A 26,523-nucleotide genomic window follows, 5' to 3' on the forward strand; every position below is an offset into this window, starting at 1 on the left:
CCGGACCGCCCTTGGACGGCGAGCGAAGATGAAATATCACTTTTATTTTTTTATTACAGGGGTTTAAGCCCGCCAGGCAATCGACAGTTGCTGAGCCATACTCATAAACTACTGCGTTTTTTCAAGAACAACCCGTCACAAACGGCTTATCTACTTTTTAGCGAGCGCTACACGTGAAAACCTCCCTTTCTATCCTCAGCCTGTTGCTTGTTCTGACAGGTACTGCTGCCGTCACGTCGAACGCTGTTGCTGCCGAAAAACCTGTTTCCCAACGAGATCCCGCACAGTTGCACCTGGCCTCGGGCAGCGCGCTGCTGATCGACCTGGACACCAACAAGGTGATCTACGAAAACCGCGCCGACAACGTCGTGCCGATTGCCTCGGTGTCCAAGCTCATGACCGCCATGGTGGTGCTGGACGCCAAGCAGGACATGAACGAGATGATCGACGTGGACATCAGCCACAACCCGGAGATGCGCGGCGTGTTCTCGCGCGTCAAGCTGGGTAGCGAGCTGACCCGTCACGACATGATGCTGATCGCCCTCATGTCCTCGGAAAACCGTGCCGCCACCACCCTGGCCGAGCACTACCCAGGCGGCTATGGCGCCTTCATCAACGCCATGAACGCCAAGGCGCGCAGCCTGGGCATGAGCCACACCCACTACGCCGAGCCCACTGGCCTGTCCATCAACAACACGTCCACCGCGCGCGACCTGAGCAAGTTGCTGATCGCCGCCCAGCACTACCCTACCCTGCGCGAGCTGAGCACTACCCGCGAAAAAACCGTGTTCTTCAAGAAACCCAGCTACAGCCTGGGCTTCCACAACACCGACCACCTGGTGAACAAGAACAACTGGGACATTCGCCTGACCAAGACCGGCTTCACCAACCAGGCCGGGCACTGCCTGGTGCTGCTGACCACCATGGGCAACCGCCCGGTGGCCATGGTCATCCTCGATGCCTTCGGTAAATTCACCACCTTCGCCGACGCCACCCGCCTGCGCAACTGGGTCGAGACCGGCCGTGGCACCGCCGCCCCTGCCGTTGCCCTGCGCTACAAGACCGACAAGCACGGCCGCCAGGTCGACTGACCTAGCCTGCCACGCCGCATTGACCCTGCCGTGCAGGGTCAATGCCGGCGGCTGGCCTGCTTGTGGGCGTACATGGCCGCATCCGCCTCGGCCAGCAAGCGCTTGATCGAATCGTGCCTGGCCGGGTCGTACTCGATCCGCCCGATGCTGTAGCGAATGTCGTAGCCACGCCGGGCCTCGGCGTTCTTGCGCGCCAGCGCTTCCTTCAGCCGCTCGGCAATCAGGTCGCCATCCTGGGCATTGGAGCCCATCAGCAGGGCCACGAACTCATCCCCGCCCAGGCGCCCCACCAGGTCCATCTCGCGCAACACCTCGCGCAAGGTCTCGGCGAACGCCACCAGCGCCCGATCGCCCTCGGCGTGGCCCCAGGTGTCGTTGATCTTCTTGAAATCGTTCAAATCGAAAAACAGCAGCGACGCTGGCGTGTTCATGCGCTTGCAGATGCTTAACGCGTGCTCGGCCAGGGCCTCGAAACCACGGCGGTTGGACACCTGGGTCAGGTCATCGATGGTCGCCAACTGCAGCGCCTCGATTTCCTGCTCGGCCATGCTCGCCAAATCGCGCAACAGCTCGCGCTCCTCGGCATCGAGGATACGCGGGCGCGAGTCAATCAGGCACAGCGTGCCGATCTTGGCGCCATTGCCCACCCGCAGCGGGCAACCAGCATAAAAACGGATATGCGGATCGCCCACCACGAGCGGGTTGTCATGAAAACGTTCGTCGTTGGTGGCGTCAGGAATCATCAGCACCTGGTCGCCGAGGATCGCATGGCCGCAGAACGAAATATCACGCGGCGTTTCGCTGGCGCTCAGGCCCTGGCAGGACTTGAACCATTGGCGGTTGACGTCCACCAGGCTGACCAACGCGATTGGCACGTCGAACAGCCTGCGGGCCAGGCGCGTCAAGCGATCGAACCGCTCTTCGGGTGCGGTATCGAGGATGTTCATCGCGCGCAAGGTGCTCACGCGCTCGGCTTCGTTCACCGGTTTGGCTGGGGCCAGCATCGAAACACTCCAGAGTCCAGGCTTTGCAGATTCTGCTAAGCCTAGCCCATATGTGCGGCTGCACGAGTCCTGGCCCCAAAACATCATGCGGTGGTGTTGATGGTCGAACCGGTGGTGCTGCTGCCTTCGTCAACCAGGGCCTGGGACAGCTCCGAGGTCAGCGACGAAATTTCTGCAGTGGTCGACGAGACCTGGGCCTGGGCAGTGGCCACGGCCGCGGCCTTGGCGCTCTGGTCCTGGATCTGCTGGGCTTTCTGCACCGCCTGCTCCTGGGCTTGCAGCTGTTTCTGCAGCTCGGCGATCTGCTTTTGCAGCTCGGTCACGGTCTCGGAGCTGGAACTGGAGCTGGAACTGCTGTCGCTGCTGCTGCCGCCGCCACCGCCCGCACCGCCAGCGCCGCCCGCTGCCGTGGTGGAAGTGGTGGTGGAAGTGCCGGAGGTGGTGGTGCCGTCGGCGCTGGTGGTGGTGCTATCGTCGGTGCTGGCCGTGGTGGCGGCGGTCGACTTGGCGGTAGTGGTGGTGGTCGCGATGTGCAATCCCGACGTGATATTGCCTAGGGTGGTCATGGGAAAATTCCTTTAAGGGAAGATGGTTCATGTGTCATCGACTGGCCCATTCGCAGCTTTAGAAATATCGTGTAACACATGGGATACCCGCGCGATACAAACCAAAGCATCCCTGAAACCATTGATTTAGAGCCTTCCAGCGCCTACACATCTAGATGAAATAAACTTCAGCAAGGCGACAGGTAAAAATCGGCACAATGGCCACTCAATAGCCGAAATCCCAGGTACAACACCATGACACGCGTTTTGACCATCGAAGACGATGCCGTGACAGCCAAGGAAATCGTGGCCGAACTGAGCAGCCACGGCCTTGAAGTTGATTGGGTCGATAACGGCCGCGAGGGCCTGGTCAAGGCCGTCAGCGGCAACTATGACGTTATCACCCTGGACCGCATGCTCCCCGAGCTGGATGGCCTGGCCATTGTCACCACCTTGCGCACCATTGGCGTGTCCACGCCGATCCTGATGATCAGCGCCCTGTCCGACGTGGACGAGCGCGTGCGTGGCCTGCGTGCCGGTGGCGACGACTACCTGACCAAGCCCTTCGCCTCGGACGAAATGGCCGCGCGCGTCGAAGTGCTGCTGCGCCGCAAGAGCACCGTCGCCGACGTCGACACCACGCTGAAGGTCGCCGACCTTGAGCTGGACCTGATCACCCGTGAAGCGCGCCGTGGCGAACAGGCCCTGAACCTGCTACCCACCGAGTACAAGCTGCTGGAATTCCTGATGCGCAACGCCGGGCAGATCCTGACCCGCATGATGATCTTCGAGGAAGTCTGGGGCTACCACTTCGACCCGGGCACCAACCTGATCGACGTGCACATCGGCCGCCTGCGCAAGAAGATCGATCCGCCTGGCGCCATTGCGCTGATCAAGACCGTTCGGGGCTCCGGCTATGTCATTGCCGAACCCCTCTAAGGGCTGGCGCTCGTCCAGCAGCCGCCTGCTGGCGCTGTACAGTTTTCTCTTCGTGGCCTGGAGCTGCATCCTCATGGGTGTGCTCTATTACGAAGTGTCGGATTACCTCAACAGCCTGGCGCGCCATTCGCTCATGCAGCGCCAGCACCTGTTCTCGCGTTTCAGCGGCCAGGCCCTGGACGACGCGCTGTCGGCCAGCGAGACCTTCGACAACCGCGCCTACGACGCCTACGGGCTGTTCGACGCACAATTGCGCCCGGTTGGCGGCGACCTGCGGGAAATTCCCAAGGGCGTGGCCCTGGACGGCAACATCTACGAGCTGGATGACTGCATCGACTCCGACGACCCCAAGCTGCCCCAGCAGGGCTGCGACGCCGTGGCCATGGCCACCCAGGACGGTCGCTGGCTGGTGCTGGTGCGTGACAACGGCTCGTTGTTCGCGGTGACGCGCATCATCCTCCACGCCCTGTTGTGGGGCATCTCGCTGACCATCATCCCCGGTGCTGCGGGCTGGCACCTGCTGCGCAGGCGGCCGATACGCCGCATCCGCGCGATCCAGGACAGCGCCGACGCCATTGTCGCCGGCGACCTGACCCAGCGTCTGCCGCTATCCAACCGCCGCGACGAGCTGGACATGCTGGCGGCCATCGTCAACGCCATGCTCGACCGCATCGAGCGGCTGATGATGGAGGTCAAGGGCGTGTGCGACAACATCGCCCACGACCTGCGCACGCCGCTGACCCGGCTGCGCGCCCAGCTGTATCGCATCCAGCAGCAGGCCGGGGTGGATTCCGACCACGCCCAGCAACTGGACGGCGTGATCGCCGAGACCGACACCCTGATGGCGCGCTTCCGCGGCCTGCTGCGCATTTCCGAGCTGGAGGACCATCAGCGTCGCTCCGGCTTCGTGGAGTTCGACCCGCTGCCGCTGCTGCATGAACTGCACGACTTCTACCTGCCACTGGCAGAGGAAGGCGAGCTGCGCCTGGAGCTGGATTCGCCCCAGGTACTGCCCAGCCTCAACGGCGACCGCGCGCTGCTGTTCGAAGCCATCGGCAACCTGCTGAGCAACTCGATCAAATTCACCCCGCCCGGTGGCGTGGTGGTGCTGCGCGCGCGCAACGAACTCGATAGCACCTGCATTGAAGTGCAGGACTCGGGCCCCGGCATTCCCAAGGAAGAACGCGAGGCGGTGTTCCAACGGTTCTACCGCTGCGACGACGACAACACCCAACCCGGCTTCGGCCTGGGGCTGTCGATCGTGGCGGCCATCGTCAACCTGCACGGGTTCACCCTGGAAGTGGGCAACAGCCAACAGGGCGGTGCCAGCCTGGCACTGCACTGCCGTCAAAGCAAAGCGCGAGTGTGATCCACATGAATCTGCTCTATATCGCCGATACCCGAGACGAACAGCTGCTGCGCGGCTTTGCTGACAGCGGCCAACGCGTCGTCGAGGCCAAGCCCCACGAAGCCGACTGGGCCCTGGCCGACAGCAACTACGGCTTTATCCTGCTGGATCTGCAGCAGGCCCAGCCGGATCTGCTGGCGCGCTGCCTGACGCGCAAGCGCAAATCACGCGTGCTGGTGCTGCTGGCCGAGGACGATGGCCCGGCACGGGTGGCGGCCCTGCGCGCCGGCGCCGAGTTGTGCCTGACCAAGCCGGTGCTGTTCATCGAGCTGCAGGCGCGCATGCACGCCCTGCTGCGCGACCACCTCAGCCCCGCGGTGGACGCCGAGGCCGGCCTGTGGCTGTCCACCACGCGCCTGCTGCTGGGCCGCGGCGCCCACCAGCAGCCGTTGACCGTGAGCGAACAGCGGCTGCTGGCCATCCTCGCAAAGCGTCCCGGCGCGGTGAGCCGCGAGCTGATCGAGGAACAGCTGTGGGGCGCGGCCCATGACTCGCGCAGCGCGCTGATCGAGCGACACATCTGCAACCTGCGCCGCAAGCTGGCCCGCCTGGACGCACCCAACGCCCTGCAGACCTTGCGCGGGTTCGGTTACAGCTTGCGCGAAACGGTGCATGTGCGTACTGATTGAGATCAACGGATTGGCAATACCCAAAAGCCCCGCGCCACTGGCCCGGGGCTTTTTTGTACGCCCATGACGCGGCCTGCGGCCGCTGCTACAGAGACTGCTACATCCTGTGGGAGCTGGCTTGCCAGCGAGCTGTTGGGGCCATAAAAGCTCGCTGGCAAGCCAGCTCCCACAAGACAGTCTGGGCTGGACACAAAAAAAGGCCCATCACGCTAAGCGCCAGGGCCTTTGGTTACCGCGCAAGCCTCAGCCCGACATGCAATCGAAGTTGTCAGTCGAAGCAACAGTCTTGCCCTGGTCATTCTTCAAATCAGCCCGCAGGTTGGTGTCACCCAGGCTGCTCTCCACCAGGGTGTAGTGCTTGCCCTGCTTGAAGCCCTTGTAATCAATAGTGGCACGGCAGGTCTGGTCGTCCTGTTGCGCAGTGCTTTCTTCGTACAGCAGCACTTCAAGTTTGTGCTCGCCCGGTTTTACCTGGAAGTAACGGCCATCTTTCAGGTTCTTGCCGTCAACCTGTTCGGCCAGCATCGAGTTCTGGGTTTCTTCCTTCAAACCCACCCAGGCGTCGTTCGGGTTAGGCGCAGGCATGGGCCCGGCGCACGCCGAGAGCAGACCGACCAGCCCAAGCATGGGCACCAGCATTAGCGTTTTCGCATTCATGGGGTATTCCTCAAATGTGTTGGAAGTGGCCTGCCCTGGCAGGTCGTTTTCGATCGATGCCAAGTGTGATGACCGCCCTCTTTCAACACCAATGAATCACCGTGAAACGAATTTCAGTTGCGCCTTAAAACATCTTTCACCTTCATGAAAGGCTTGTGTTAGGTGGTTCCAGCAAGACTTGCCAGCATACGCAAACCCTTTGGAGGTTCCTGGCATGCTAGGGCTGGTAAAGACCGCATTGCTCAAGCCATACACGTTTATCGTGTTGGCGATATTCATCTGCATCATCGGGCCCCTGTCCGCGATGCGGACCCCTACCGACGTATTCCCCGACATCGGCATCCCCGTGATTGCCGTGGTCTGGTCCTACACCGGCCTGTCGCCGGACGCCATGGCCGGCCGGGTGATCTACACCTACGAGCGCTCGCTCAGTACCACGGTGAACGACATCGAGCACATCGAGTCGCAATCGCTGCCGGGCATGGGCATCGTCAAGATCTTCTTCCAGCCGGGCGTGGACATCCGTACCGCCAACGCCCAGGTGACCGCGGTGTCGCAAACCGTGCTCAAGCAGATGCCCCCGGGCATCACGCCGCCGCTGATCCTCAACTACAGCGCCTCCACGGTGCCGATCCTGCAGATGGCGTTCTCCAGCCCCACCCTGTCCGAAGCGCGTATTCGTGACCTGGTGCAGAACTCCATCCGCCTGCCGCTTTCCGCCGTGCCGGGCCTGGCCATGCCGACCCCCATGGGCGGCAAGCAGCGCCAGATCACCCTTGACCTGGACCCCCAGGCGCTGGCCGCCAAGGGCCTGTCGGCGCAGGACGTGAGCAACGCCCTGGCCGCGCAGAACCAGATCGTGCCGGTGGGTACCGCCAAGCTGGGCAGCGATGAATACACCGTGCTGCTGAACAACAGCCCGGACGCCATCGAGCAGCTCAACGACCTGCCGATCAAGACCGTCGACGGCGCCGTGATCACCGTTGGCCAGGTGGCCCACGTGCGTGACGGCTCGCCGCCGCAGACCAACATCGTGCGGGTGGACGGCCGTCGCGCGGTGCTGATGCCGGCCCTGAAAAACGGCAACATCTCGACCCTGTCGATCGTGCAAAGCATTCGCGACATGTTCCCGTTGATCAACGAGACCCTGCCGCCGTCGCTGAAAACCTCGATGCTGGGCGACGCCTCGGTGTTCGTGAAGGAATCGGTGGGCAGCGTGGCCCGCGAAGGCATCATCGCCGCCCTGCTGACCAGCGCCATGATCCTGCTGTTCCTGGGCAGCTGGCGCTCGACCATCATCATTGCCGCCTCGATTCCCCTGGCAGTACTGTCGGCGATTGCCCTGCTGGCGGTCAGCGGCCAGACCCTCAACGTGATGACGCTCGGGGGGCTGGCGCTGGCCGTCGGTATCCTGGTGGACGATGCCACGGTGACCATCGAGAACATCAACTGGCACCTTGAGCAAGGCAAGCAGGTGAAGGATGCCATCCTCGACGGCGCCAAGCAGATCGTCGGCCCGGCCTTCGTCTCCCTGCTGTGTATCTGCATCGTGTTCGTGCCGATGTTCATGCTGCAAGGCATTGCCGGCTACCTGTTCCGCCCCATGGCGCTGGCGGTGATCTTCGCCATGGCGTCGTCGTTCATCCTGTCGCGTACCCTGGTGCCGACCCTGGCGATGTTCCTGCTCAAGCCCCACGTGGTCGAGGCCGGCGAAGGCCGTCACCCGGACAACGCCCTGCTCAACCACCACGAAGGCGACCAGCACAAACCCAAGCACGGCGCGTTCGTGCAAAGCCTGCTGAACTTCCAGCAGGGCTTCGAGAAGCGCTTCAGCAACGTGCGTGACAGCTACCACGGCGTCCTCACCCTGGCCCTGGAAAACCGCAAGCGCTTCCTGATCGGCTTCATGGTCTGCGTGCTGGCGTCCTTCGCGCTGCTGCCAACCCTGGGTGAAGACTTCTTCCCGGCCACCGACGCCGGCGCCATGTCGCTGCACGTCAGCCTGCCGGTGGGTACCCGTATCGAGGAAAGCGCCGCCGCCTTCGACCGTATCGAAGCGCGCATTCGTCAAGTGGTGCCGGCCAACGAGCTGGACACCGTGATCGACAACATCGGCATCCCGCTCAGCGGTATCGACATGGCCTACAGCGCCAGCGGCACCACCGGCCCGCAGGACGGCGACATCTCCGTGACCCTGAAGGAAGGCCACAAGCCAACCGCCGACTACGTGAAGAAACTGCGTGAAGTGCTGCCGGAAAGTTTCCCGGGCAGCACCTTCTCGTTCCTGCCGGCTGACATCAGCAGCGAGATCCTCAACTTCGGTGCCCCAGCGCCCCTGGACGTGAAAATCTCCGGCCCGGACAACGACGCCAACCACGCCTACGCCCTGGAACTGCAGCGCGCGCTGAAGCACATCCGTGGCATCGCCGACCTGCGCATCCAGCAGTCCAACGGCTACCCGACCCTGCAAGTGGACGTGAACCGTGAACGCGCCAACGGCCTGGGCATCACCGAACGCGACGTGACCAACTCCATGGTCGCCTCGCTGGCCGGCAGCTCCCAGGTATCGCCGCTGTACTGGCTGAACCCGAAAAACGGCATCAGCTACTCCATCGTGGCGGCAACCCCGCAGTACCGCCTGGACAGCATGCCGGAGCTTGAAGCCCTGCCGGTGACCGGCGCCAACGGCCAATCGCAGATTCTCGGCGGCCTGGCCACCATCCACCGCGTCGACACCCCGGCAGTGGTCACCCACTACAACATCCAGCCGACCCTGGACATCTACGCCAACGTTCAAGGCCGAGACCTGGGCGGCGTTGCCAGCGACATCCAGAAGGCCATCGACCTGGCTGCACCGCACCGTCCGAAGGGCGCCACAATCACCCTGCACGGCCAGATCGACGCCCTGCATGAAGCCTTCAGCGGCCTGTCCCTGGGCCTGCTCGGCGCCGTGGTGCTGATCTACCTGCTGATCGTGGTCAACTTCCAGTCCTGGCTCGACCCGTTCGTGATCATCACCGCCCTGCCAGCCGCCCTGGCAGGCATCGTCTGGATGCTGTTCCTCTCCGGCACCTCGCTGTCGGTGCCGGCGTTGACAGGGGCCATCCTGTGCATGGGTGTGGCCACCGCCAACTCCATCCTGGTGGTGAGTTTCTGTCGAGAGCGCCTGGAAGTGCACGGCGACGCCCTGCTGGCCGCCATGGAGGCCGGTTTCACCCGCTTCCGTCCGGTGTGCATGACCGCCCTGGCGATGATCATCGGCATGTTGCCGCTGGCCATCTCCCAGGAACAAAACGCCCCACTGGGTCGCGCCGTCATCGGCGGCCTGATCCTGGCCACCACGGCCACCCTGCTCTTCGTTCCGGTGGTGTTCAGCCTCGTGCATGGACGCCGCACCGCCAAGCTTTCCGTTGGAGAAACGTCCCATGTCGTCTGATTCCCTACCGACCATCGCAAAGAAGCCTTCGCGCAAGCGCCTGATGGTGCTCGGCGTCGGCGGCCTGACCTTGGCCGCCGTGCTGGTGGCCGGCGGCCTGGCCGCCCGGACCCGTCACGATGACAACGTGGCGAGCTGGACCGAAGCCCAGTCGATGCCGATCGTCAGCGTGTTCCAGCCGATCCACAACACCACTGGCGACACCCTGGTGCTGCCGGCGCACCTGGAAGCCTGGAGCCAGGCGATGATCCACGCCCGGGTCAGCGGCTACCTGAAGGACTGGAAAGCCGACATCGGCACGCCGGTGAAAGCTGGACAGGTGCTGGCTGACATCGACAGCCCGGACCTGGACCAACAACTGGCCCAGGCCCACGCGCACCTGCTGCAGCAACAGGCCGACGAGAAACTGGCACAGACCAGCGCCGCGCGCTGGCAGCACCTGCTGAGCACGCATTCGGTCTCGCAGCAGGAAGTGGACGAGAAAGTCGCCAACGCCGACGCCGCCAAGGCCAACGTCGAGGCGGCCCGCGCCGACTACGCGCGCCTCACCGACCTGTCCAACTACAAGACCCTGCGTGCGCCGTTCGACGGCACCGTGACCGCGCGTAACACCGACGTCGGCCAGCTGATCAAGGCCGACGCCGACACCGGCCCGGACCTCTTCGAAGTGGCTGACACCCACCGCCTGCGCCTCTACGTGCCGGTGCCGCAGAACTACGCCGCGGCCGTGCGCACCGGCATGCACGTGAGCCTGACCGTGCCGGAGCACCCGGGCGAGCAGTTCGATGCACAGCTGGTGGGCAACTCCAACGCCGTGGACGCCAAGTCCGGCACCATGCTGGCCCAGTTCGTCGCCGACAACCCCAAGGGCGAATTGCTGGCCGGTGACTACACCGAGGTCACCCTCAAGGTGCCTGCGGGCAGCCAGGGCGTGAGCATTCCCGGCAGCGCGCTGATCTTCCGCGCCGCCGGCACCCAGGTGGCCGTGGTCGATGCGCAGAAGCATGTGCACCTGCGCAACGTGCACATCGGCATGGACCTGGGCGCCACCCTGTTCATCGACCAGGGCCTGGCCCCCACCGACCAGGTCATCGACAACCCGCCGGACTCCCTGCGCGAGAACGACCCGGTGAAACTGGCCGACGCAGGAGACACCCATGCCCCTAAAGCTTAACCGCCTGGTAGCGGCGATGGCCCTGGTGCTCCAGGGCTGCTCGCTGGCGCCGACCTACAAGGTGCCGGACGCACCGATCCCGCTGCATTACAGCGGCCCGTGGCAGGCTGCCAAGCCAGCCGACCACGTGCCGCAGCAATGGTGGACGCTGTACAACGACCCGCAGCTCAACGACCTGCAGGGCAAGCTGATCACCGCCAACCCTGACCTGGCCGCGGCCCTGGCGCATTTCGATGCGGCCCAGGCCTACGCCAGCCAGTTGCACGGCGGCCTGTTCCCGGAAATCGGCGCCACCGGCTCCAGCGTGCGCCAGCGCCAGTCCGAGAACAAACCGCTGCGCGGCAGCGACCAGCCCAACGTGTACAACACCAACACCGCGGCCTTCACCCTGAACTGGGACCTCGACTTCTGGGGCAAGGTACGCAACCGCGTGGCCGCCGGCGACGCCCAGGCCCAGGCCTCGGCCGACGACCTGGAAGTGGCGCGCCAGAGCCTGCAGCGCCAGCTCAGCAACCTGTACCTGACCCTGGCCGGGCTGGACGCCCAGCAGGCCATCCTCAAGGCCTCGCTGGACGACTACACCCAGGCCCTGAACCTGACCCGCGACCGCTACGAAGGCCAGATCGCCAGCGAACTGGACATGACCCGCGCACAAAGCGAACTGGCCCAGGCCCAGGCGCAACTGGACGACGTGGTCAACCAGCGCAACCTCACCGAGCACGCCATCGGCGAGCTGGTGGGCCAGCCGGCGACCACCTTCCAGCTGGCGGCCATCAGCAAATTCCCGGCCCTGCCCGACGTGCCCGCCGAGCTGCCCAGCACCTTGCTGCAACGCCGCCCTGACATCGCCGCCGCCGAACGCCGGGTGTTCGCTGCCAACGCCAACATTGGCGTGGCCAAGGCTGCGTTCTACCCCGACTTCAGCCTGAGCGGCTATTTCGGTGGCCAGGACATGGGCGTGGGCAACGTGCTCAGCGCCACCAACCGCTTCTGGGCGATTGGCCCGGTGGTCAACCTGCCGATCTTCACCGGCGGCCGCCTGACTGGCGCCGAGAACCAGGCCAAGGCCGAGTTCGCCGAAGCCAGCGCCCACTACCGCGGCAGCGTGTTGAAGGCGTTGCGCGAGGTGGAAGACAACCTCTCGCAACTGCGTGACTTGAAGCAGGAAGCGGCCGACCAGCAGGCGGCAGTGGATGCGGCGACCCAGTCGCAGACCTTGGCCATGAACAGCTATGAAGCCGGTGCGGTGAACTACCTGGACGTGGTCACGGCGCAGACGGCGGCGCTGGATGCGCAGCGCAAGTTGCAGGATGTGCAGACGCGCAGGTTGCAGGCTAGCGTGGGGTTGATGGTTGCGTTGGGGGGTGGGTGGCAGCCCGCCAAGTCCTGATTCATGTGCTGATACACCCAACCGCGTAGCCGCTGCCGCTAGGCTGCGCTGGCCCTATGCCTCACTGGAGATCTCCAGCGTAACCAAGGGCCAGCGCAGCCTGCGGCAGCGGCTACGGGGTTGGCTGGAGGGCGCATCAGGGCTGACAGGTGCATGGCGATGATTTCGCAGCGCCCTTGAGATCGAGCGCCGTCCGCACGGCGCGACCCGGCCTGACGGCCGGTGCTACATATGTTGCACCGTGCCATGGCCTAAAAGAGAGGCGTTGTCAGCCTTGGTGCTTGTCTGGGTAACGTGTGGAGGCATGTCAGCTTCACGCGATTTCGCGTCAAGCTAACAAGGCTACAAGCCTCATTGCAGCAAACTGTAGCACCGGCCGTCAGGCCGGGTCGCGCCGCGCGGGCGGCGCTCGGTTTTGGACGCGCCGAAGGAACATCGGCGTGATACGGGCACGCCGCCAGGATGCGCCTACTGCAGGTCCACGTTCAACATTGGCGTGCCAAACGCCACCAGCCTGGCATTGGACTTCTCGAAGTACGCGGCCCAGAACGCGTTCAGCAGGTCCATGGTCTTGCCCGACCGATACTTCTGCTTGATGCCGTCCGTCACCAGTCCTGCCCCGGCCACGTACACGCGCGAGCCGTTCAGGTTGGCAAACAGGCTCTTGTCCGAAGCCTTCTTGATTTCCTGGGCAACGTTGAGGTTCTGGATAGCGCTGTGGGCGTAGAACGAGGCGTAGTCACTGTTCTCCAACATGTCGCTGATCAGGAACACGACATGTTCGCCGCCGCTGCCCTGGCCCATGTCGGCGCCCACATCACGCAGGGCGTGCAAGATCTCGCTCTTGGGGTTTTCGTCGTTGGCCTCACGCAGCGCCTTGACCAGCAACCCGCCCACACCGCGCACGAACACGGCTTTCTGCTGGCCCATGCAGGCGTCCAGCTGGCGCAGCTTGCTCATGCTCATGTCGGCGCGAACGTTGTCGGCCGCAGGCACTTCCAGGGTGACATCCGTGAGCAGGCGCATGTACTCGCCCGGCACGAAGGCCGAGAAGGTGTACAGCTTCACCTGGTCACCGGGCTGCACGAAGCGGTCGATTTTCTCCCACACCGAACGCTGGATATCCTCCGGCATCTTGATGGTCTGGTCGACGATCACCACTAACTGGCGCCCTGAAGGCGCCGGCTTGAATTCACCCAGTTTCGCCGCCCCGTAACAGCTGGGCAGGTCATTGCGCTCCGCCGCCATGGCCGTGGCCGAAGCGAGCAAGGCCATGACCATGGCACATCGCAGCAAGCCTTTCATCAGGCAATCGCTCCCTTGCCCGGAAACTTGCCGGTCTTGGCCAGCACCACTTGGGTGTTGCGGATGCGCTTGAGCTGCTCGAGGGTCAGGCCATATTCATCGGTGACCAGGTCCAGGTCCTCATCGGACAGTTCACGCAAGTCGTCAAACTCACCCGGCTTGGGCCCGGCCAGGGTTTGCGCCACAGGCGCCGCGACGCTGGCCGCCGCAGCGGGCGCTGGCGTTTCGACGCGGGGCTGGGCAGCCACCGCCGGTGCCTGGTATTCGGCCTCGATGGAGGCTTTCTTGCGCTGGAACTCCAGGGCGGCACGGTGCGCCTCCAGGGCCTTCTGGTCTTCGTCGTGCTTGTCGGCCTGGCGTTTCGCGTCTGCCTGGGCTACCCGCATCTTCAGGAACGCATCGAAGTCGCGGGTGTGGGCAGTGCTCGAACTTTGCTCCCCCGAGTTGGATGCCATGTCGTAGCCGGACACCTTGTGCTGCAGCATGCGCAGCTTGTGATCGGCATGCCCGCGAATCGCCAGGCGCTGACGCTCCATCCAGCGCACCATCTCGGCAGCGGTCTTGAACTTGCTGGTCATTTCGTAGGCATCCTTGGACGCCAGGCCAGCGAAGCCGTACACCATCGACAGCCACAAGGCGATGAACTGGATGGCCACGTAAACCACCGACAATACCGCGAAGGTCACCAGCGACGCCGTGTGCTCGGCACCCAGTTTGTCGCCGAAAGACTTGTCCTGGCTTTGCTTCTCGACTTGTGCCGAAGCCGCCGGCAGGTCGAACGGGCTGCTGGCAGCAGGCGCCGACTCGTTGATCTGGTAGCCGGCAACCAGTTCGGTTTCCAGGGCATTGAGCTGTTCGGTACGCACCCAGAAGGCCGCGATGGCAACGATCACGATGGTGCCGGCGAAAATGGCGATCCAGTTATGGCGAGTGGTCACCGTCTCGTTGGTTTTGATGCGCGCCAGGATCTTGTTGTAGCCCGTGGCATTATCGTCACTGCGTGAAGCGTCGATGGAGATCTGTGCGATGTCCTTGCCGATCTGGCTGTCGCGCTCGTTGTTCGGCGTGCCACGCCACCAGTGACGCGCTTTCTTGATCAGCGAGTTATGGTGGAACTGGTGACCGGCGATGTGCGCGAAGAAGCCCGAGATCAGCGCGAGGAACGCCGACACCGACCACGTCAGGTATTGCAGGTTGTTGGCCGAAATCTCGCGATTGACGAACGGGCCGATCACATAGGCAAAACCGACGGCCTCAAGCACCAGCAACGCGCCCATCAGCGGCACGACCCACACCGGGTTGGTGCGGCGGCCTTTCTCGCAGACCTTGGACAGGTAGTCTTCGCACTTGGCGAAATACGAAGGGTCCTTGTCCACGGACTCGTAGCGGGTGTAGTACTCCTCGCACAGGCTGATCTCGCCACTGCGCCAGCCATTGGCATCAACCTGGCCATGGTCGCGGCGTACCTGGCGAGCCAACCTGGCCACCGTGCCGACCAGCGGCGTGGCATGCCAGGCGCGGCGCACGAAATAACACACTTTGTCCCAGTTCAAGGCAACGATCACAATCGCCACGAACAAGGTAATCAGCGAGGCGGCGGCTGCCCGGTTTGCCAGCATCAGGGCAAGCATCGCGCTTGGGGAAAAATCCTGCATGGTCTTTTCTCTTTGAAATTAGGACGCTTTTCGCGGAATGAACGCTGCTACATAGGCCGAGTCACCGCGCGGGTAGAACACTTGGCCCTTGGTTGCTTGCGGGGCGCCTTTTTCGAACACCACGTCAATGCACGACACGGGGGCGTTCGGGTCCTTGGCGAATACCCGGTAGAGCACCTGAGTCTCGCCCTCGTAGGTGTTGGCTATGCCTTGAATGGACTTGAGGCTGGTGCGGTTGCCGGTGTCATAGCCCTTCACCACTTCCAGGATGGGTTGGCGGTCGACCGCGGCGTTGTCCTTGAGAATGGACACCGGCGTGATCGTCAGCAGGTTGCCGTTGACTACCTCTGCCCAGACACGGTTGTTGTACCCCGCCATGTATTCGTAGGTCTTGTGGTCTTCCAGCGGCTGGCCAGTCGCCAGGCTGAGGACGCTGCCGGTTTCACGGGGGGCGTCGGCCTGACAGCTTTGAATTGGCAGATCGTTGGCCTGGGCCGAAGAGATCAGGGTAAAGCCGCCGGACTTGGGCTGGATGGCCGCTGTCACGCTGGCTTGCTGCGCAGCCGGCACGCCACCGAAATTGACCAGCGCCGCGCTTGCCGGCGCCTCATGGGCGGAGGTTGGCTGATCGACCGGCCGGGGGCTGGCAACCGGTGCCCGGGACGCCACCGTCGCAGCCTTGGTGCTGGTGCGTGCAGGCGCACGTTTCTCGGGGCCAGCGCTGTAGACCGCGTACTTGGCGTTCGCCGATTCAGCCTGGACCCGCTTGACCAGCACGTCCTGGGAGCTCATCTCGCTGATTTCGACCCGACGGTTGCTGTTGCGACCTGCCTCGGTCGTGTTGTCGGCAACCGGCCGGGAAGAGCCCGCGCCCTGGTAATAGATGCGGCTTGCCGCGATACCGGCGCCTTGCAGCACCTGGCCTACCGCACGCGCGCGCTGCTCGGAGAGCCTCTGGTTGAGGCTGGCCGTGCCGGTGGCATCCGTGTGCCCCACGATCAGGAAGCGGCGCTGGCCATCATCCTTGCCCTCACCACTCTTCTGCGCGAAGGCTGCGGCCAGCTTCTGCGCCTGGCGCAGGCCGGTTGTGGTCAACTGTGCAGAACCGACCGGGAACATCCCCTCGTCCTGCACTTGTGCCACCAGCCCACCATCGGCATTCTTGGCAGCGCCTGCGGGTGCTTGCAGGTTGAGTGGCTGCACCGAAATCGCCATGTGCTCGTCCTTGGCAATCTGCTGCAGGGCCTTCATCTTCGACTCCCACACACTGCCCGCGTAGCAACCCAACGCCCCGCCCAACAGGCCGCCAATCACGGCCCCCTGCGTCTTGTTGCCAGCGCCGGCCAGCCGGTTGCCCAGGATGGCACCGCCCACCGCACCCACGCCGCAGAGGATGACCATGCCATGGTTGGCACCCACCGACTGCATGGTGCTGTTGGTCTGGCAGCCACTAAGCGTGGCAATCGCCACGGCCAAGGCGGTCAGGCGCTTCGCTTTCAATCGCATGTATCAATTCCTTGTGATGGATAACGCCTGTTAAACGAACGGCGAAAGCCTTTGTTTCGGCGCAATTGCCTTGAATGGAAAACATTGACCCTCGGCCCGCCCCTGCGCCACAAAACGCTTGGGAAGGGATCAGGGTTGAACAGGACGTCTCAAGCCGAACGCACGGGGCAGCAACTGCTGCCCTGTAGCACAGGCGGACGATGGCGCTGCGGCGCCGAGGGGAATAGAGAAGGAGCAGCGAACGCGTGGAGCGCTCGCACCCTGGAAATATGGAGAGCCAGGCCGCCATGGGTGGCGGCTGCCAGGCCTGGGCGGCCTGTTACGGCTTCGAGGTACTTGACGTCCATGTGCGGTCTCAGCGTCCTGGGTGCTTGCCCGAAAAACCCGCATTATATGGCATTGTGCCATGTTCGCAAGCAGCGGAGTAACCGCTTTTCATACACCAAAACGCTGAAGCCGAAGCTTGCCGAGGGTACGGGCGCGATCAGCTACCCGCCCCACCCTGCGCCTCTTCAAAGAAGAAATCCTTCCAGCTGGCAGCCTTGTTCTTCAACACCCCCAGCTCATTCAACTTATCGGCATACACCCCAGTACGCTGCGGCACGATGGTGAAGTCGATCTCCGGGTCGTTGACGATTTTCTCCACCAACGCCAACGGCAACTTAGACTGTTCGACGCGGATGTAGGTCTTGGCCGCCTCGGCCTTGTTCGCCTTGATGTACTGCGACGCCTCAGCCAGCGCGTCGTAGAACGCCTTGTAGGTCTTGGGGTTTTCGTCGTGGAATTTCTGCGTGGTGTACAGCACGTTGAACGTCGCCTGGCCACCCAGCACGTCGTAGGAGCTGAGCACCTTGTGCACGTTCGGGTTTTCCAGTTCCTGGTACTGGAACGGCGGGCTGGAGAAGTGCGCGGTGATTTCCGAGCTGCCGGCGATCAGCGCCGAGGTGGCGTCGGGGTGCGGGATGCTCACCGAGTAGTTGTCGAAGCGCTTGAAGTCGGCGTCGCCGAACACCTTGGCGGTCTCGATCTGCAGGGTACGCGACTGGAAGCCGACGCCTGCGGCCGGCACGGCGATGCGGTCCTTGTCGGTGAAATCCTTGAGGGTCTTGATGTTGGGGTTGTTGGTCAGCAGGTAGTTGGGCATCGAGCCCAGCGAGGCGATGGCCTTGACGTTCTGGCGGCCCTTGGTGCGGTCCCAGATGGTCAGCATCGGCGGCACGCCCGCCGACACCACGTCCAGGGCGCCGGCCAGTAGCGCTTCGTTCATGGCGGTGGCGCCGGAGATGCTGTTCCAGTCCACGGTGATGTCAATGCCTTCGGCCTTGCCGTGCTTTTCGATCAGGTGCTGGTCGCGCACCACGTCGAGGATCAGGTAACCGATGCCGAACTGCTGGGCGATGCTGATCTTGCCTTCGGCGTGGGCGCTGGTGCCGAGCACGGCACCGACGAGGCCCAGGGCGATGGAAAGACGGGATAACTTGGCCATTTGAATGCTCACGTATTTAGTGGAGAGAGTGGCGAATCAGCGCTGCATGCCCCATTTCTTGATGGTCAGGCGCTCGAAGGTGTTGAACAGCAGGTTTTCCACCAGCAGGCCGATGATGATCACCGCCGCCAGGCCGGCAAAGACCTTGTCGGTGTACAGCTCGTTGCGGTTCTGGAAGATGTACCAGCCCAGGCCGCCCTTGCCCGACGAGGCGCCGAACACCAGCTCGGCGGCGATCAGGGTGCGCCAGGCAAAGGCCCAGCCAATCTTCAGGCCTGCCAGGATCGACGGCAGCGCGGCCGGGATCAGGATGTACCAGACGAAACGCAGGCCACGCAGGCCGTAGTTGCGGCCAGCCATGCGCTGGGTTTCCGACACGGCCAGGAAGCCCGAATAGGTGTTGAGCGCCAGCGCCCACAGCACCGAGTGCACCAGCACGAAGATCAGGCTGTTGTCGCCCAGGCCGAACCACAACAGCGACAGCGGCAGCAGCGCGATGGCCGGCAGCGGGTTGAACATGGCAGTCAGGGTGCTGAGCAGATCACGGCCCAGCTGGGTCGACACCGCCAGGGTGGTCAGGCCGAACGCCAGGACGATGCCGATCAGGTAGCCCTTGATCAGCACGGTCAGGGAGATCCACACCTTGCCCAGCAGCTCGCCGGTGGCGATGCCGTCAATGAAGGCATGGGCGGTCTGCAGGAAGCTGGGCAGCAACAGGTCGTTGTTCTGGAGGCGCGCGGCAATTTCCCAGATCAGCGCCAGGGCGATCATGATCACCGTTTTGCGCACCCAGCCCTGTTGCCAGATGCGCTGGGCCAGGGAAATGTCACGGGTCAGCGCGGCCTGGGTGAAGGGTTCCAGCTCGATTTCGTATTCGGCGCGCACAGGCGGTTGCAGGCTCATGGCAAGGCTCCGGTGTCAGTAGGCGATGCGGATGTCGTGGAAACCCAGGTCCTGCTCGACCGGCCCTTGGGTCTCGTCGAACAGCAGCCGGTGAATCCGCTGGGCACTGGCCTGGAAGGCCACGCCGCCGAGGCTCTGCAGATCGTATTCGTGGCTGTTGATTTCGGCGCGCACCCGGCCTGGGTGCGGCGACAGCAACAGGATGCGGTTGCCCACCACCAGCGCCTCCTCGATGGAGTGGGTGACGAACAGCAGCGTGAAGCGCACCTCGTCCCACAGTTCCAGCAGCTCTTCCTGCATCTTGCGCCGGGTCAGGGCGTCGAGGGCGGCGAAGGGCTCGTCCATCAGCAGGATCTTCGGCTGCATGGCCAGGGCGCGGGCGATGGCCACGCGGGCCTTCATGCCGCCGGACAGGGTGTGCGGGTAGGCGTTGGCGAAGGCGCTGAGGCCGACCTTTTCCAGGTAATGGCGCGCACGCTCCTCGGCTTCCTTGCGCTTGAGGGTGCGCGAGGCCAGCAGCGGGAACATGACGTTTTCCAGCACGGTCTTCCAGGCGGGCAGCTGGTCGAACTCCTGGAACACCACGATACGGTCCGGGCCCGGCTCGGTGACGGTGGCGCCACCCAGGCGAATCTCGCCCTCGCTGGGCTTGATGAAGCCGGCCACGGCCTTGAGCAGGGTCGACTTGCCGCAGCCCGACGGGCCGAGCAGCACGAAGCGGTCGCTGCGATCGACTTCGAAACTGACCTGGTGGGTGGCCCGCACCACGCGTTCGGGGGTGCGGTATTCGAGACTGACGTTGCTCACTTGCAGCAGGACTTCAGGGGTCGCCTGATGGCCTGCCTGCGCAGGTAATACATCGCTGGCCGTGTGGCCTTGCAGTACAGCGTTCATGGTGACTCCCGGATCAGAACGGCGCATCGCCCTGGATAGTGGTGCGGTGCAGCTTGCGGCGCAGGTGCTCGGGGGTGCCGGCAGCCAGGTGGATCAGCGAACGGTTGTCCCAGAACACCATGTCGTTGGGTTGCCACTGGTGGCGGTAGACGTTTTCCGGGCGCACGCTGTGGGCAAAGAGCTGGTTGAGGATGTCGCGGCTTTCGTCTTCGGGCAGGCCGACGATGTGGGTGGTGAAACCTTCACTGACGAACAGCGCCTTGCGGCCATTCTCCGGGTGGGTACGCACCACCGGGTGGCTGACGGTGACCACCTGTGCCAGCTGCTCGGCGGTCAGGGTCGGGCGCCAGTTGGCGGCGTTCTTGCCCTCGCTATAGCGGGCGGTGTACGAGTGCACCGCCTGCTTGCCTTCTACCGCGTCCTGCAGGTGTTGCGGCAGGCTGTCCCAGGCGCGGTGCATGTCGGCGAACAGGGTGTCGCCGCCCTCGCTGGGCAGTTCCTGGGCGTACAGCATCGAGCCCAGGCTTGGCAGTTCCTTGTAGGACAGGTCCGAGTGCCAGTACTTGCCAGCATCGCCCAGGCCGACCGGCTGGCCGTGCTCGACGATGTTGGAGACGATGAGGATTTCCGGGTGGTTGGCCAGCAGGAACTGCTTGAGCACGTGGATCTGCAGCACGCCGAAGCGGCGGCTGAAGTCGATCTGCTGCTGCGGGGTGATGTGCTGGTCGCGGAACACCACCAGGTGGTAGTCCAGGTGCGCGCGGTGCACGCGGGCGAAGTCTTCGTCATTGAGCGGCCGGCTCAGGTCCAGGCCAACGATCTCGGCGCCCACCAGGCCTTGCAGGGGGCGGACTTCGAAGGTCTGGGACGGCAGGGGGGCGAAAGATAAGGCGGACATGCTGGGCTCCGGCTCTGGCTATTGAGTACGAGTAGGTGATGACCAAACTCTATAGGCATAAGAACCGAAATTTAAATATCGTTAATGCATAACGATATCACTGGAAATTGTGGATGCCTTTGTGGGAGCTGGCTTGCCAGCGAGTTTTTGCCCGCCAACAGCTCGCTGGCAAGCCAGCTCCCACAAAAGCCGCGGCGGTTACATCGCCCGTGCAATCTCCAGGAACGCGCTGATGATGGTGTTGGCGCCCCGCTCCTTGCGCCACACCAGCGTGGCGTTGGTCAGCAGCCCCTGCTGCTCGGCAAAGGGCACGATGACGATGCGCTCATGGGGCACCACCTCGTCCTGGGACACGTAACCGATGCCCATGCCCTTGGCGATGGCAATGCGGATGGCCTCGCGGCTGCCGATTTCCAGCACGCTGGCCGGCTGCACGCCCGCGGCCTGGCACGCCGCCTCGAAGATCTGCCGGCTGGAGGAGCCCGCCTCGCGGTGAATCACCGGCTCACCCTCAAGCTCGCTCAACGCCACGCTGGCGCGGCTGGCCAGGACATGGTCCGCCGGCACCGCCAGCATCAGCGGGCACTGCCGGTAGCGCAGGCGCGCCAGGCCGTTGCCCGGTTGCTGGCTGGCCAGCACGCCCAGGTCGGCATCGAAGTTTTCCACGGCGTCGTGCACGTACTGCGAATGGCCGAACTCGACGCTGACCTGCACCCGCGGGTAGCGCCGGTGGAATTCGTGGAGGATTTCCACCAGGTGATAGGGCCCCACGGCGGCAATGCGCAGATGCCCCGAACCCAGCGCGCGCACGTCGCTGAGCAACTGCAGCGCGTCCACCTCGGCGTCCATCATGCGCCGGGCGCTGGCCATCACCTGCACGCCCAGCGGCGTGAGGCGCACCTGACGGCCGGTGCGGTCGAACAGCGGTTCGCCGCAGCGCTCCTCCAGCTCGCGAATCTGCTTGGAAATCGACGGCTGGGTGATCTTCAGCAGCCGCGCGCCCTCGGTAAAACTGCCGGTTCGCGCCGCCGCCAGGAAGGCGCGCAGTTGGGCGTAGATCATCAGTGCATTCCCTGAGGCTATGGTTTAGGTCCTACATAGCTATCAAATTCATGCATCAATTGTCATATCGCCTCTGCAACATTCGCTCATCAGTCACCGAAAGAGACGCACCGATGAAGCCGTTGCTGAAGAAAATCGCCGCCGTGGCCTGCCTCACCTGCGCCGCCAGCGTGGCCCAGGCCCGTGACCTGGTGATGGGCCTGATCCCGGCCGAGAACAACGAGGAGATGATCCAGCACTTCGAACCCATGCGCGCCTACCTGGAGAAGAAGCTGGGCGTGCACGTGAAGATGTACACCGCCACCGACTACGCCGGCGTCATCGAAGCCATGCGCAAGAAGCGCCTGGACATCGCCTGGCTGGGCCCGCTGTCGTACATCCTCGCCGAGCAGGAAGCCGGCGCCGAGGCCTTTGCCGTGGGCGTGAGCCCCGATGGCCGCTCGATCTACAAGAGCATTTTCGTGGTGCCGGGCGATTCACCGGTGCAGAAGCTCGAAGACCTCAAAGGCAAGAACGTCGCCTTCGTCGAGCCTGCGTCCACCAGCGGCAACCTGGTGCCCAGCTACATCCTCAAGCAGCGCACCGGGCAGACCCCGGCGCAGTTCTTCGGCAAGTTTACCTACGCCGGCTCCCACGACGCCGCCCAGCTGGCGGTGAAGAACCACGCGGTGGACGCCGCCGCGGCGAATGACATTTCCTACAAGATCTTGCTGGAAAAAGGCCTGATCACCCCGCAAAGCAACCGCATCATCGAAACCTCGATGGACATCCCCGACTCGCCGCTGACCTACCGCAACGACCTTGACCCGGAGCTGAAGGCCAAGATCCGCGAGGCCTTCTACAACGCCCACAAGGACATGCAGGTGACCGGCTACGGCAAGTACATCCGCTACACCGAGGCCAAGCCGGCCGACTACCAACCGATCCGCGACATGATCACCTCGCTGGGGCTGGGCCGCGACGCCCTGCTCAAGTGATGCAGCCACAGGAGCGCGCCATGCCGGCCTTCCGCTTGACCCATGTGTGCAAGCACTACGACAACGGCCACCAGGCCCTGAAAGACATCAGCCTGGACATCGAGGCCGGCAGTTTCGTGGTGATTCTCGGCCCGTCCGGCGCCGGCAAGTCGACGCTGCTGCGCTCGCTCAACGGCCTGGAAAGCATCCAGGGCGGCGAGATTCTGTTCGACGGCGTGCCGGTGGTGCCGCGCAACCTGCGCCACGTGCGCAGCGGCGTGGCCATGGTGTTCCAGCAGTTCAACCTGGTGGGCCGGCTGTCGGTGATGACCAACGTGCTGACCGGCCGCCTGGCCCGGCGCTCGTGGCTGGGCAGCCTGCTGCACCTGTTCCGCCGCGACGACGTGGAACTGGCCACGCGCCTGCTGGCCCGGGTCGGCCTGACCGAGCGCGCCTGGCAGCGCGCCGACAAACTGTCCGGCGGCCAGCAGCAACGGGTGGGCATCGCCCGCGCCCTGGCGCAGCAGCCCAAGGTCATCCTCGCCGACGAGCCGGTGGCCAGCCTCGACCCGCTGGCCACCGAGGAAGTCATGGCCATGCTCGCCGCCATCAACCGCGAGGACGGCATCACCGTGATCCTCAACCTGCACCAGGTGGACCTGGCCAAGCGCTTCGCCGACCGGGTGATCGGCGTCAACGCAGGCAGCATCGTCTTCGACGGCCCGCCCGCGCAGCTGGACCGCAACGCCCTGGCGCACATCTATCAACGTGAAGGAGACGCCCATGCGCAGCCCGTCCCGGCTCTGCTGGCCTACGCCTGACGGCCGCGCGCCCTGGCGCCTGATCGGCCTGGTGGCAATGCTGCTGGTGTTGCTGCTGGCCAGCGCGCCGCTGGTGGAGATGGACCCGCTCAAGCTGCTGCACTCGCTGGGCAACCTCGCCGAGTTCGCTGGCAAGCTGGTGACCGTGCCGGAGTGGAGCTACCTGCCGCAGCTGGGCATCAAGCTGCTGGAAACCTTCGAGATCGCCTTCCTGGCGACCTTGCTCGCCGCCTTCGTCAGCCTGCCGCTGGCAATCATCGCCGCGCGCAACACCACGCCTCGCCCGTGGCTGGGCCGCGCCGCGCGCCTGTTGCTGTCGTTCACCCGCGCCCTGCCCGACCTGATCTGGGCGCTGGTGTTCGTCGCCGCCCTGGGCCTGGGCCCGCTGCCGGGGGTGATGGCGCTGGCGGTGGTGACCGTGGGCTTCATGGCCAAGTTCTTCGCCGAGGCCATCGAGGTGGTGGACGACAAGGCCGTGGAAGGCCTGGTCGCCCACAATGCCAGCTGGCTGCAGGTGCGCAGCTTCGCCCACCTGCCCCAGGCGCTGCCGGACCTGCTGGGCGCGCTGATGTACATCCTCGACCACAACTTCCGCGCCGCCACCATCCTGGGCATCGTCGGCGCCGGCGGCATCGGCTACGACCTGGTGATGTCCATGCGCTTGTATGACTTCCCGCGCCTGCTGCTGATCATGCTGGCCGTGCTGCTGGTGGTATCGACCCTGGACCGTATCAGCGCTGCCCTGCGCAAGAGGATCATCTGACATGCACGCGACCCCATTGCCTGCCCTGCCCAAGCGCCCGTTCAACCCGGCGCCGCTGCTGATTGCCGCGGTGTTCGTGGTGGCCGGGCTGTGCGTGATGCACCTGGACCTGTCGGTGGACGGCCTGGGCTACGCGCTGCAGGACATCGCCGAGTATTTCTCGCGCTACACCCGCCCCGACTTCAGCGACCTGCCGCACTCACTGTTCCTGCTGCTGCAAACCCTGGCCACCGCCCTGTGGGGCACGGCCATTGCCTGTGTCGGCGCGTTCATCCTGGCGCCGCTGGCCGCGCGCAACCTGACGCCCAACCGCCTGTGTTTCACCCTGGTGCGCGAAGCGCTCAGCGTGTCGCGGGCCACCCCCGACCTGGTGCTGGCGCTGTTCTTCGTCGCCGCCATCGGCCTGGGCCCGCTGCCCGGCACCTTGGCGCTGGGGGTGCACACCCTGGGCTTCCTGGCCAAATTCATCGCCGAAAGCCTGGAACGCGTGCCCGAAGGCACCTACGAAGGCGTGCGCGCCACCGGCGCCGGGCGCATCCAGACGCTGTTCTTCGCCGGCTGGCCGTCCATTGGCCGCGAGACCGTGGGCTACGTGCTGTACATCTTCGACCGCAACGTGCGCATGAGCTCGGTGCTCGGCCTGGTGGGCGCCGGCGGCATCGGCCAGGCGCTGTACGACGCCCTGCGCCTGTTCCAGTACGGGCGCTCGGCAATGCTGATCCTGATCCTGCTGGTGACCATCGTCGCCATCGACGCCCTGTCCGGCTGGGCGCGCCAACGCCTGGCCTGAACCTTCACTTCTTTCAAGGAGCCCTTCGATGTGGTCCTACCGTAACCCCGTGCACCTGCAATTTGGCATCGACGCCTTCGAGCGCACAGCCGAGTTCATCAACGGCCGCCCCTACGTGCTGCTGACCTACGCCCACCCGCTGTTCGCCGGCCTGGCCCAGCGCCTGGCGCAGCAGGCCGGCGCGCCGCTGCTGGTGATCGACGACGTGCGCGAGAACCCCGACATCGACTTCCTGCGCGACGCCGCCGCGCGCCTGTACCCGGCCAGCTGCGCCGCCGAACAACCGCCGGTGCTGGTGGCCCTGGGCGGTGGCTCGGTGATCGACAGCGCCAAGTGCCTGGCCGCGTTCGAAGGCGACTTCGCCCGCACCCTCGACTACCTGGAAGGCCGCGAGCCATCCTTCAGCGCCCTGCCCATCATCGCCATCCCCACCACGGCCGGCACCGGCAGCGAGGTGACCTGCTGGGCCACCGTGTGGGACCCGGCCAACCAGCGCAAGCTGTCGCTGGCCCACGAGCGCCTGTACCCGGAAGTGGCCCTGTGCGACCCGCAACTGGGCCGCAGCCTGCCGCGCGGGCTGACCGTCGCCACGGGCCTGGATGCCTTGTCCCACGCCCTGGAAAGCATCTGGAATACCCAGCGCAACCCGCTGTCGCTGCACTACGCCGAAACGGCGGCGAAAACCATCATCGAGGTGCTGCCGCGCCTGGCCGACGACCTCGACAACCTGCACCTGCGCAGCCGCATGCTGCAGGCCGCGACCTGGGCGGGCCTGGCGTTTTCCAACACGCGCACGGCGCTGGCGCACAACATTTCCTACGCCATCACCCTGGAACAGGGCACGGCCCATGGCATCGCCTGCTCGTTCAGCCTGCCCCGGGTGCTGCGCTGGGCGGTGGGCCACGGCGCCGACATCGACGAGAGCCTGGCGCGGGTGTTCGGCGTCGACGCCAGCCAGGTGGCCGAAGCTGGCGCCACGCAGCTGGAAGCGTTGCTCGACCGCCTGGGCGTGAGCCGCGAGCTGGCCGACTACGGCCTGGACGACAGCGGCTGGGCCGCCTTGGTGCAACGCTCGGCCCAGGGCGCGCGCGGGCGCAACTTCGCCGGCCAGCCCCTGCTGGGTGATTCGCATCACATTTGATACATATCCAGGCTGGCACTGAGACTATCGTTTGGGATATTTTGGATCCACACACCCACGTGCTCAAGGA

General features: G+C 64.5%; 23 protein-coding genes. 12 read left to right on the top strand and 11 right to left on the bottom strand.

The window, feature by feature from the left end:
• Positions 1 to 173 precede the first annotated feature (173 nt).
• Positions 174 to 1,091 carry a D-alanyl-D-alanine endopeptidase gene (pbpG, locus tag AC0J42_RS21540; RefSeq protein ID WP_416425699.1) on the top strand — a complete coding sequence of 306 codons (918 nt, stop codon included), beginning with the start codon at positions 174 to 176 and terminating at the stop codon, positions 1,089 to 1,091.
• A gap of 38 nt (positions 1,092 to 1,129) precedes the next feature.
• On the opposite strand, the gene AC0J42_RS21545 is transcribed toward pbpG, so the two are convergent.
• Both AC0J42_RS21545 and AC0J42_RS21550 read right to left on the bottom strand, forming a co-directional pair.
• Positions 1,130 to 2,095 carry a sensor domain-containing diguanylate cyclase gene (locus AC0J42_RS21545; protein WP_473003694.1) on the bottom strand — a complete coding sequence of 322 codons (966 nt, stop codon included), beginning with the start codon at positions 2,093 to 2,095 and terminating at the stop codon, positions 1,130 to 1,132.
• A gap of 83 nt (positions 2,096 to 2,178) precedes the next feature.
• Positions 2,179 to 2,661, bottom strand: a complete 483-nt coding sequence (locus AC0J42_RS21550) for a hypothetical protein (protein WP_473003695.1) — start codon at positions 2,659 to 2,661, stop codon at positions 2,179 to 2,181.
• A 234-nt stretch (positions 2,662 to 2,895) separates the two neighbouring features.
• Between AC0J42_RS21550 and AC0J42_RS21555 the strand changes: the two genes are divergently transcribed.
• Genes AC0J42_RS21555 through AC0J42_RS21565 form a run of 3 tightly spaced genes read left to right on the top strand, consistent with a single transcriptional unit; the run spans position 2,896 to position 5,616 of the window.
• Positions 2,896 to 3,579: a response regulator transcription factor gene (locus AC0J42_RS21555; protein WP_027981497.1), complete on the top strand. Its 684-nt coding sequence runs from the start codon at positions 2,896 to 2,898 to the stop codon at positions 3,577 to 3,579.
• The gene (locus AC0J42_RS21560; protein ID WP_473003696.1) at positions 3,557 to 4,948 is read left to right on the top strand and encodes a sensor histidine kinase; all 1,392 of its coding nucleotides are present in this window, start codon (positions 3,557 to 3,559) and stop codon (positions 4,946 to 4,948) included. Before AC0J42_RS21555 ends, AC0J42_RS21560 begins: the two co-directional genes overlap by 23 nt.
• A 5-nt stretch (positions 4,949 to 4,953) precedes the next feature.
• The gene (locus tag AC0J42_RS21565) at positions 4,954 to 5,616 is read left to right on the top strand and encodes a response regulator transcription factor (protein ID WP_473003698.1); all 663 of its coding nucleotides are present in this window, start codon (positions 4,954 to 4,956) and stop codon (positions 5,614 to 5,616) included.
• Positions 5,617 to 5,859: 243 nt separating this feature from the next.
• On the opposite strand, the gene AC0J42_RS21570 is transcribed toward AC0J42_RS21565, so the two are convergent.
• On the bottom strand, positions 5,860 to 6,273 hold the full coding sequence (locus AC0J42_RS21570; RefSeq protein WP_416425707.1) for a PA0061/PA0062 family lipoprotein: 414 nt from the start codon (positions 6,271 to 6,273) through the stop codon (positions 5,860 to 5,862).
• 214 nt (positions 6,274 to 6,487) lie between these two features.
• Here AC0J42_RS21570 and AC0J42_RS21575 point away from each other — a divergent pair, with 214 nt between their 5' ends.
• The 3 genes from AC0J42_RS21575 to AC0J42_RS21585 are packed head-to-tail and all read left to right on the top strand — an operon-like array spanning position 6,488 to position 12,273.
• Positions 6,488 to 9,709: an efflux RND transporter permease subunit gene (locus AC0J42_RS21575; protein ID WP_473003699.1), complete on the top strand. Its 3,222-nt coding sequence runs from the start codon at positions 6,488 to 6,490 to the stop codon at positions 9,707 to 9,709.
• Positions 9,699 to 10,883: an efflux RND transporter periplasmic adaptor subunit gene (locus AC0J42_RS21580; protein ID WP_473003701.1), complete on the top strand. Its 1,185-nt coding sequence runs from the start codon at positions 9,699 to 9,701 to the stop codon at positions 10,881 to 10,883. The genes AC0J42_RS21575 and AC0J42_RS21580 overlap by 11 nt, the downstream gene beginning before the upstream one ends.
• Positions 10,867 to 12,273: an efflux transporter outer membrane subunit gene (locus tag AC0J42_RS21585; protein WP_473003702.1), complete on the top strand. Its 1,407-nt coding sequence runs from the start codon at positions 10,867 to 10,869 to the stop codon at positions 12,271 to 12,273. Before AC0J42_RS21580 ends, AC0J42_RS21585 begins: the two co-directional genes overlap by 17 nt.
• A gap of 468 nt (positions 12,274 to 12,741) precedes the next feature.
• On the opposite strand, the gene AC0J42_RS21590 is transcribed toward AC0J42_RS21585, so the two are convergent.
• From AC0J42_RS21590 to AC0J42_RS21625, 8 genes are all read right to left on the bottom strand, one after another.
• On the bottom strand, positions 12,742 to 13,578 hold the full coding sequence (locus AC0J42_RS21590; RefSeq protein WP_416425713.1) for a hypothetical protein: 837 nt from the start codon (positions 13,576 to 13,578) through the stop codon (positions 12,742 to 12,744).
• Entirely contained in the window at positions 13,578 to 15,233 is a 1,656-nt protein-coding gene (locus tag AC0J42_RS21595) for a hypothetical protein (RefSeq protein ID WP_473003705.1), read from the bottom strand. The genes AC0J42_RS21590 and AC0J42_RS21595 overlap by 1 nt, the downstream gene beginning before the upstream one ends.
• Positions 15,234 to 15,251: 18 nt before the next feature.
• Positions 15,252 to 16,739 carry an OmpA family protein gene (locus AC0J42_RS21600; protein ID WP_473003707.1) on the bottom strand — a complete coding sequence of 496 codons (1,488 nt, stop codon included), beginning with the start codon at positions 16,737 to 16,739 and terminating at the stop codon, positions 15,252 to 15,254.
• Between the two features lie 484 nt (positions 16,740 to 17,223).
• Positions 17,224 to 18,225, bottom strand: coding sequence for an ABC transporter substrate-binding protein (locus AC0J42_RS21605; protein ID WP_473003709.1), 1,002 nt, complete (start codon positions 18,223 to 18,225; stop codon positions 17,224 to 17,226).
• Positions 18,226 to 18,261: 36 nt separating this feature from the next.
• Entirely contained in the window at positions 18,262 to 19,128 is an 867-nt protein-coding gene (locus tag AC0J42_RS21610) for an ABC transporter permease (RefSeq protein ID WP_416425719.1), read from the bottom strand.
• 15 nt (positions 19,129 to 19,143) lie between these two features.
• Positions 19,144 to 20,022: an ABC transporter ATP-binding protein gene (locus AC0J42_RS21615; RefSeq protein ID WP_473003712.1), complete on the bottom strand. Its 879-nt coding sequence runs from the start codon at positions 20,020 to 20,022 to the stop codon at positions 19,144 to 19,146.
• Between the two features lie 13 nt (positions 20,023 to 20,035).
• On the bottom strand, positions 20,036 to 20,920 hold the full coding sequence (locus tag AC0J42_RS21620; RefSeq protein ID WP_473003714.1) for a TauD/TfdA dioxygenase family protein: 885 nt from the start codon (positions 20,918 to 20,920) through the stop codon (positions 20,036 to 20,038).
• A 198-nt stretch (positions 20,921 to 21,118) separates the two neighbouring features.
• Positions 21,119 to 21,982, bottom strand: a complete 864-nt coding sequence (locus AC0J42_RS21625; protein WP_473003715.1) for a LysR substrate-binding domain-containing protein — start codon at positions 21,980 to 21,982, stop codon at positions 21,119 to 21,121.
• Positions 21,983 to 22,095: 113 nt separating this feature from the next.
• Here AC0J42_RS21625 and phnD point away from each other — a divergent pair, with 113 nt between their 5' ends.
• Genes phnD through AC0J42_RS21650 form a run of 5 tightly spaced genes read left to right on the top strand, consistent with a single transcriptional unit; the run spans position 22,096 to position 26,453 of the window.
• A complete protein-coding gene (gene phnD / locus AC0J42_RS21630; protein WP_473003717.1) occupies positions 22,096 to 22,959 on the top strand; it encodes a phosphonate ABC transporter substrate-binding protein in 864 nt (287 codons plus the stop codon).
• Positions 22,959 to 23,759, top strand: coding sequence for a phosphonate ABC transporter ATP-binding protein (gene phnC / locus AC0J42_RS21635; RefSeq protein ID WP_473006892.1), 801 nt, complete (start codon positions 22,959 to 22,961; stop codon positions 23,757 to 23,759). Before phnD ends, phnC begins: the two co-directional genes overlap by 1 nt.
• Complete coding sequence (gene phnE / locus AC0J42_RS21640; RefSeq protein ID WP_416425724.1) at positions 23,722 to 24,522, top strand: phosphonate ABC transporter, permease protein PhnE; 801 nt, start codon at positions 23,722 to 23,724, stop codon at positions 24,520 to 24,522. Before phnC ends, phnE (AC0J42_RS21640) begins: the two co-directional genes overlap by 38 nt.
• Position 24,523: 1 nt before the next feature.
• Complete coding sequence (phnE, locus tag AC0J42_RS21645; protein WP_473003719.1) at positions 24,524 to 25,312, top strand: phosphonate ABC transporter, permease protein PhnE; 789 nt, start codon at positions 24,524 to 24,526, stop codon at positions 25,310 to 25,312.
• A gap of 28 nt (positions 25,313 to 25,340) precedes the next feature.
• Positions 25,341 to 26,453 (top strand): phosphonoacetaldehyde reductase, encoded by a 1,113-nt coding sequence (locus AC0J42_RS21650; RefSeq protein ID WP_473003721.1) that lies wholly within the window; start codon positions 25,341 to 25,343, stop codon positions 26,451 to 26,453.
• Positions 26,454 to 26,523 lie beyond the last annotated feature (70 nt).

Source organism: Pseudomonas sp. Tav-5-1A (assembly GCF_055755055.1).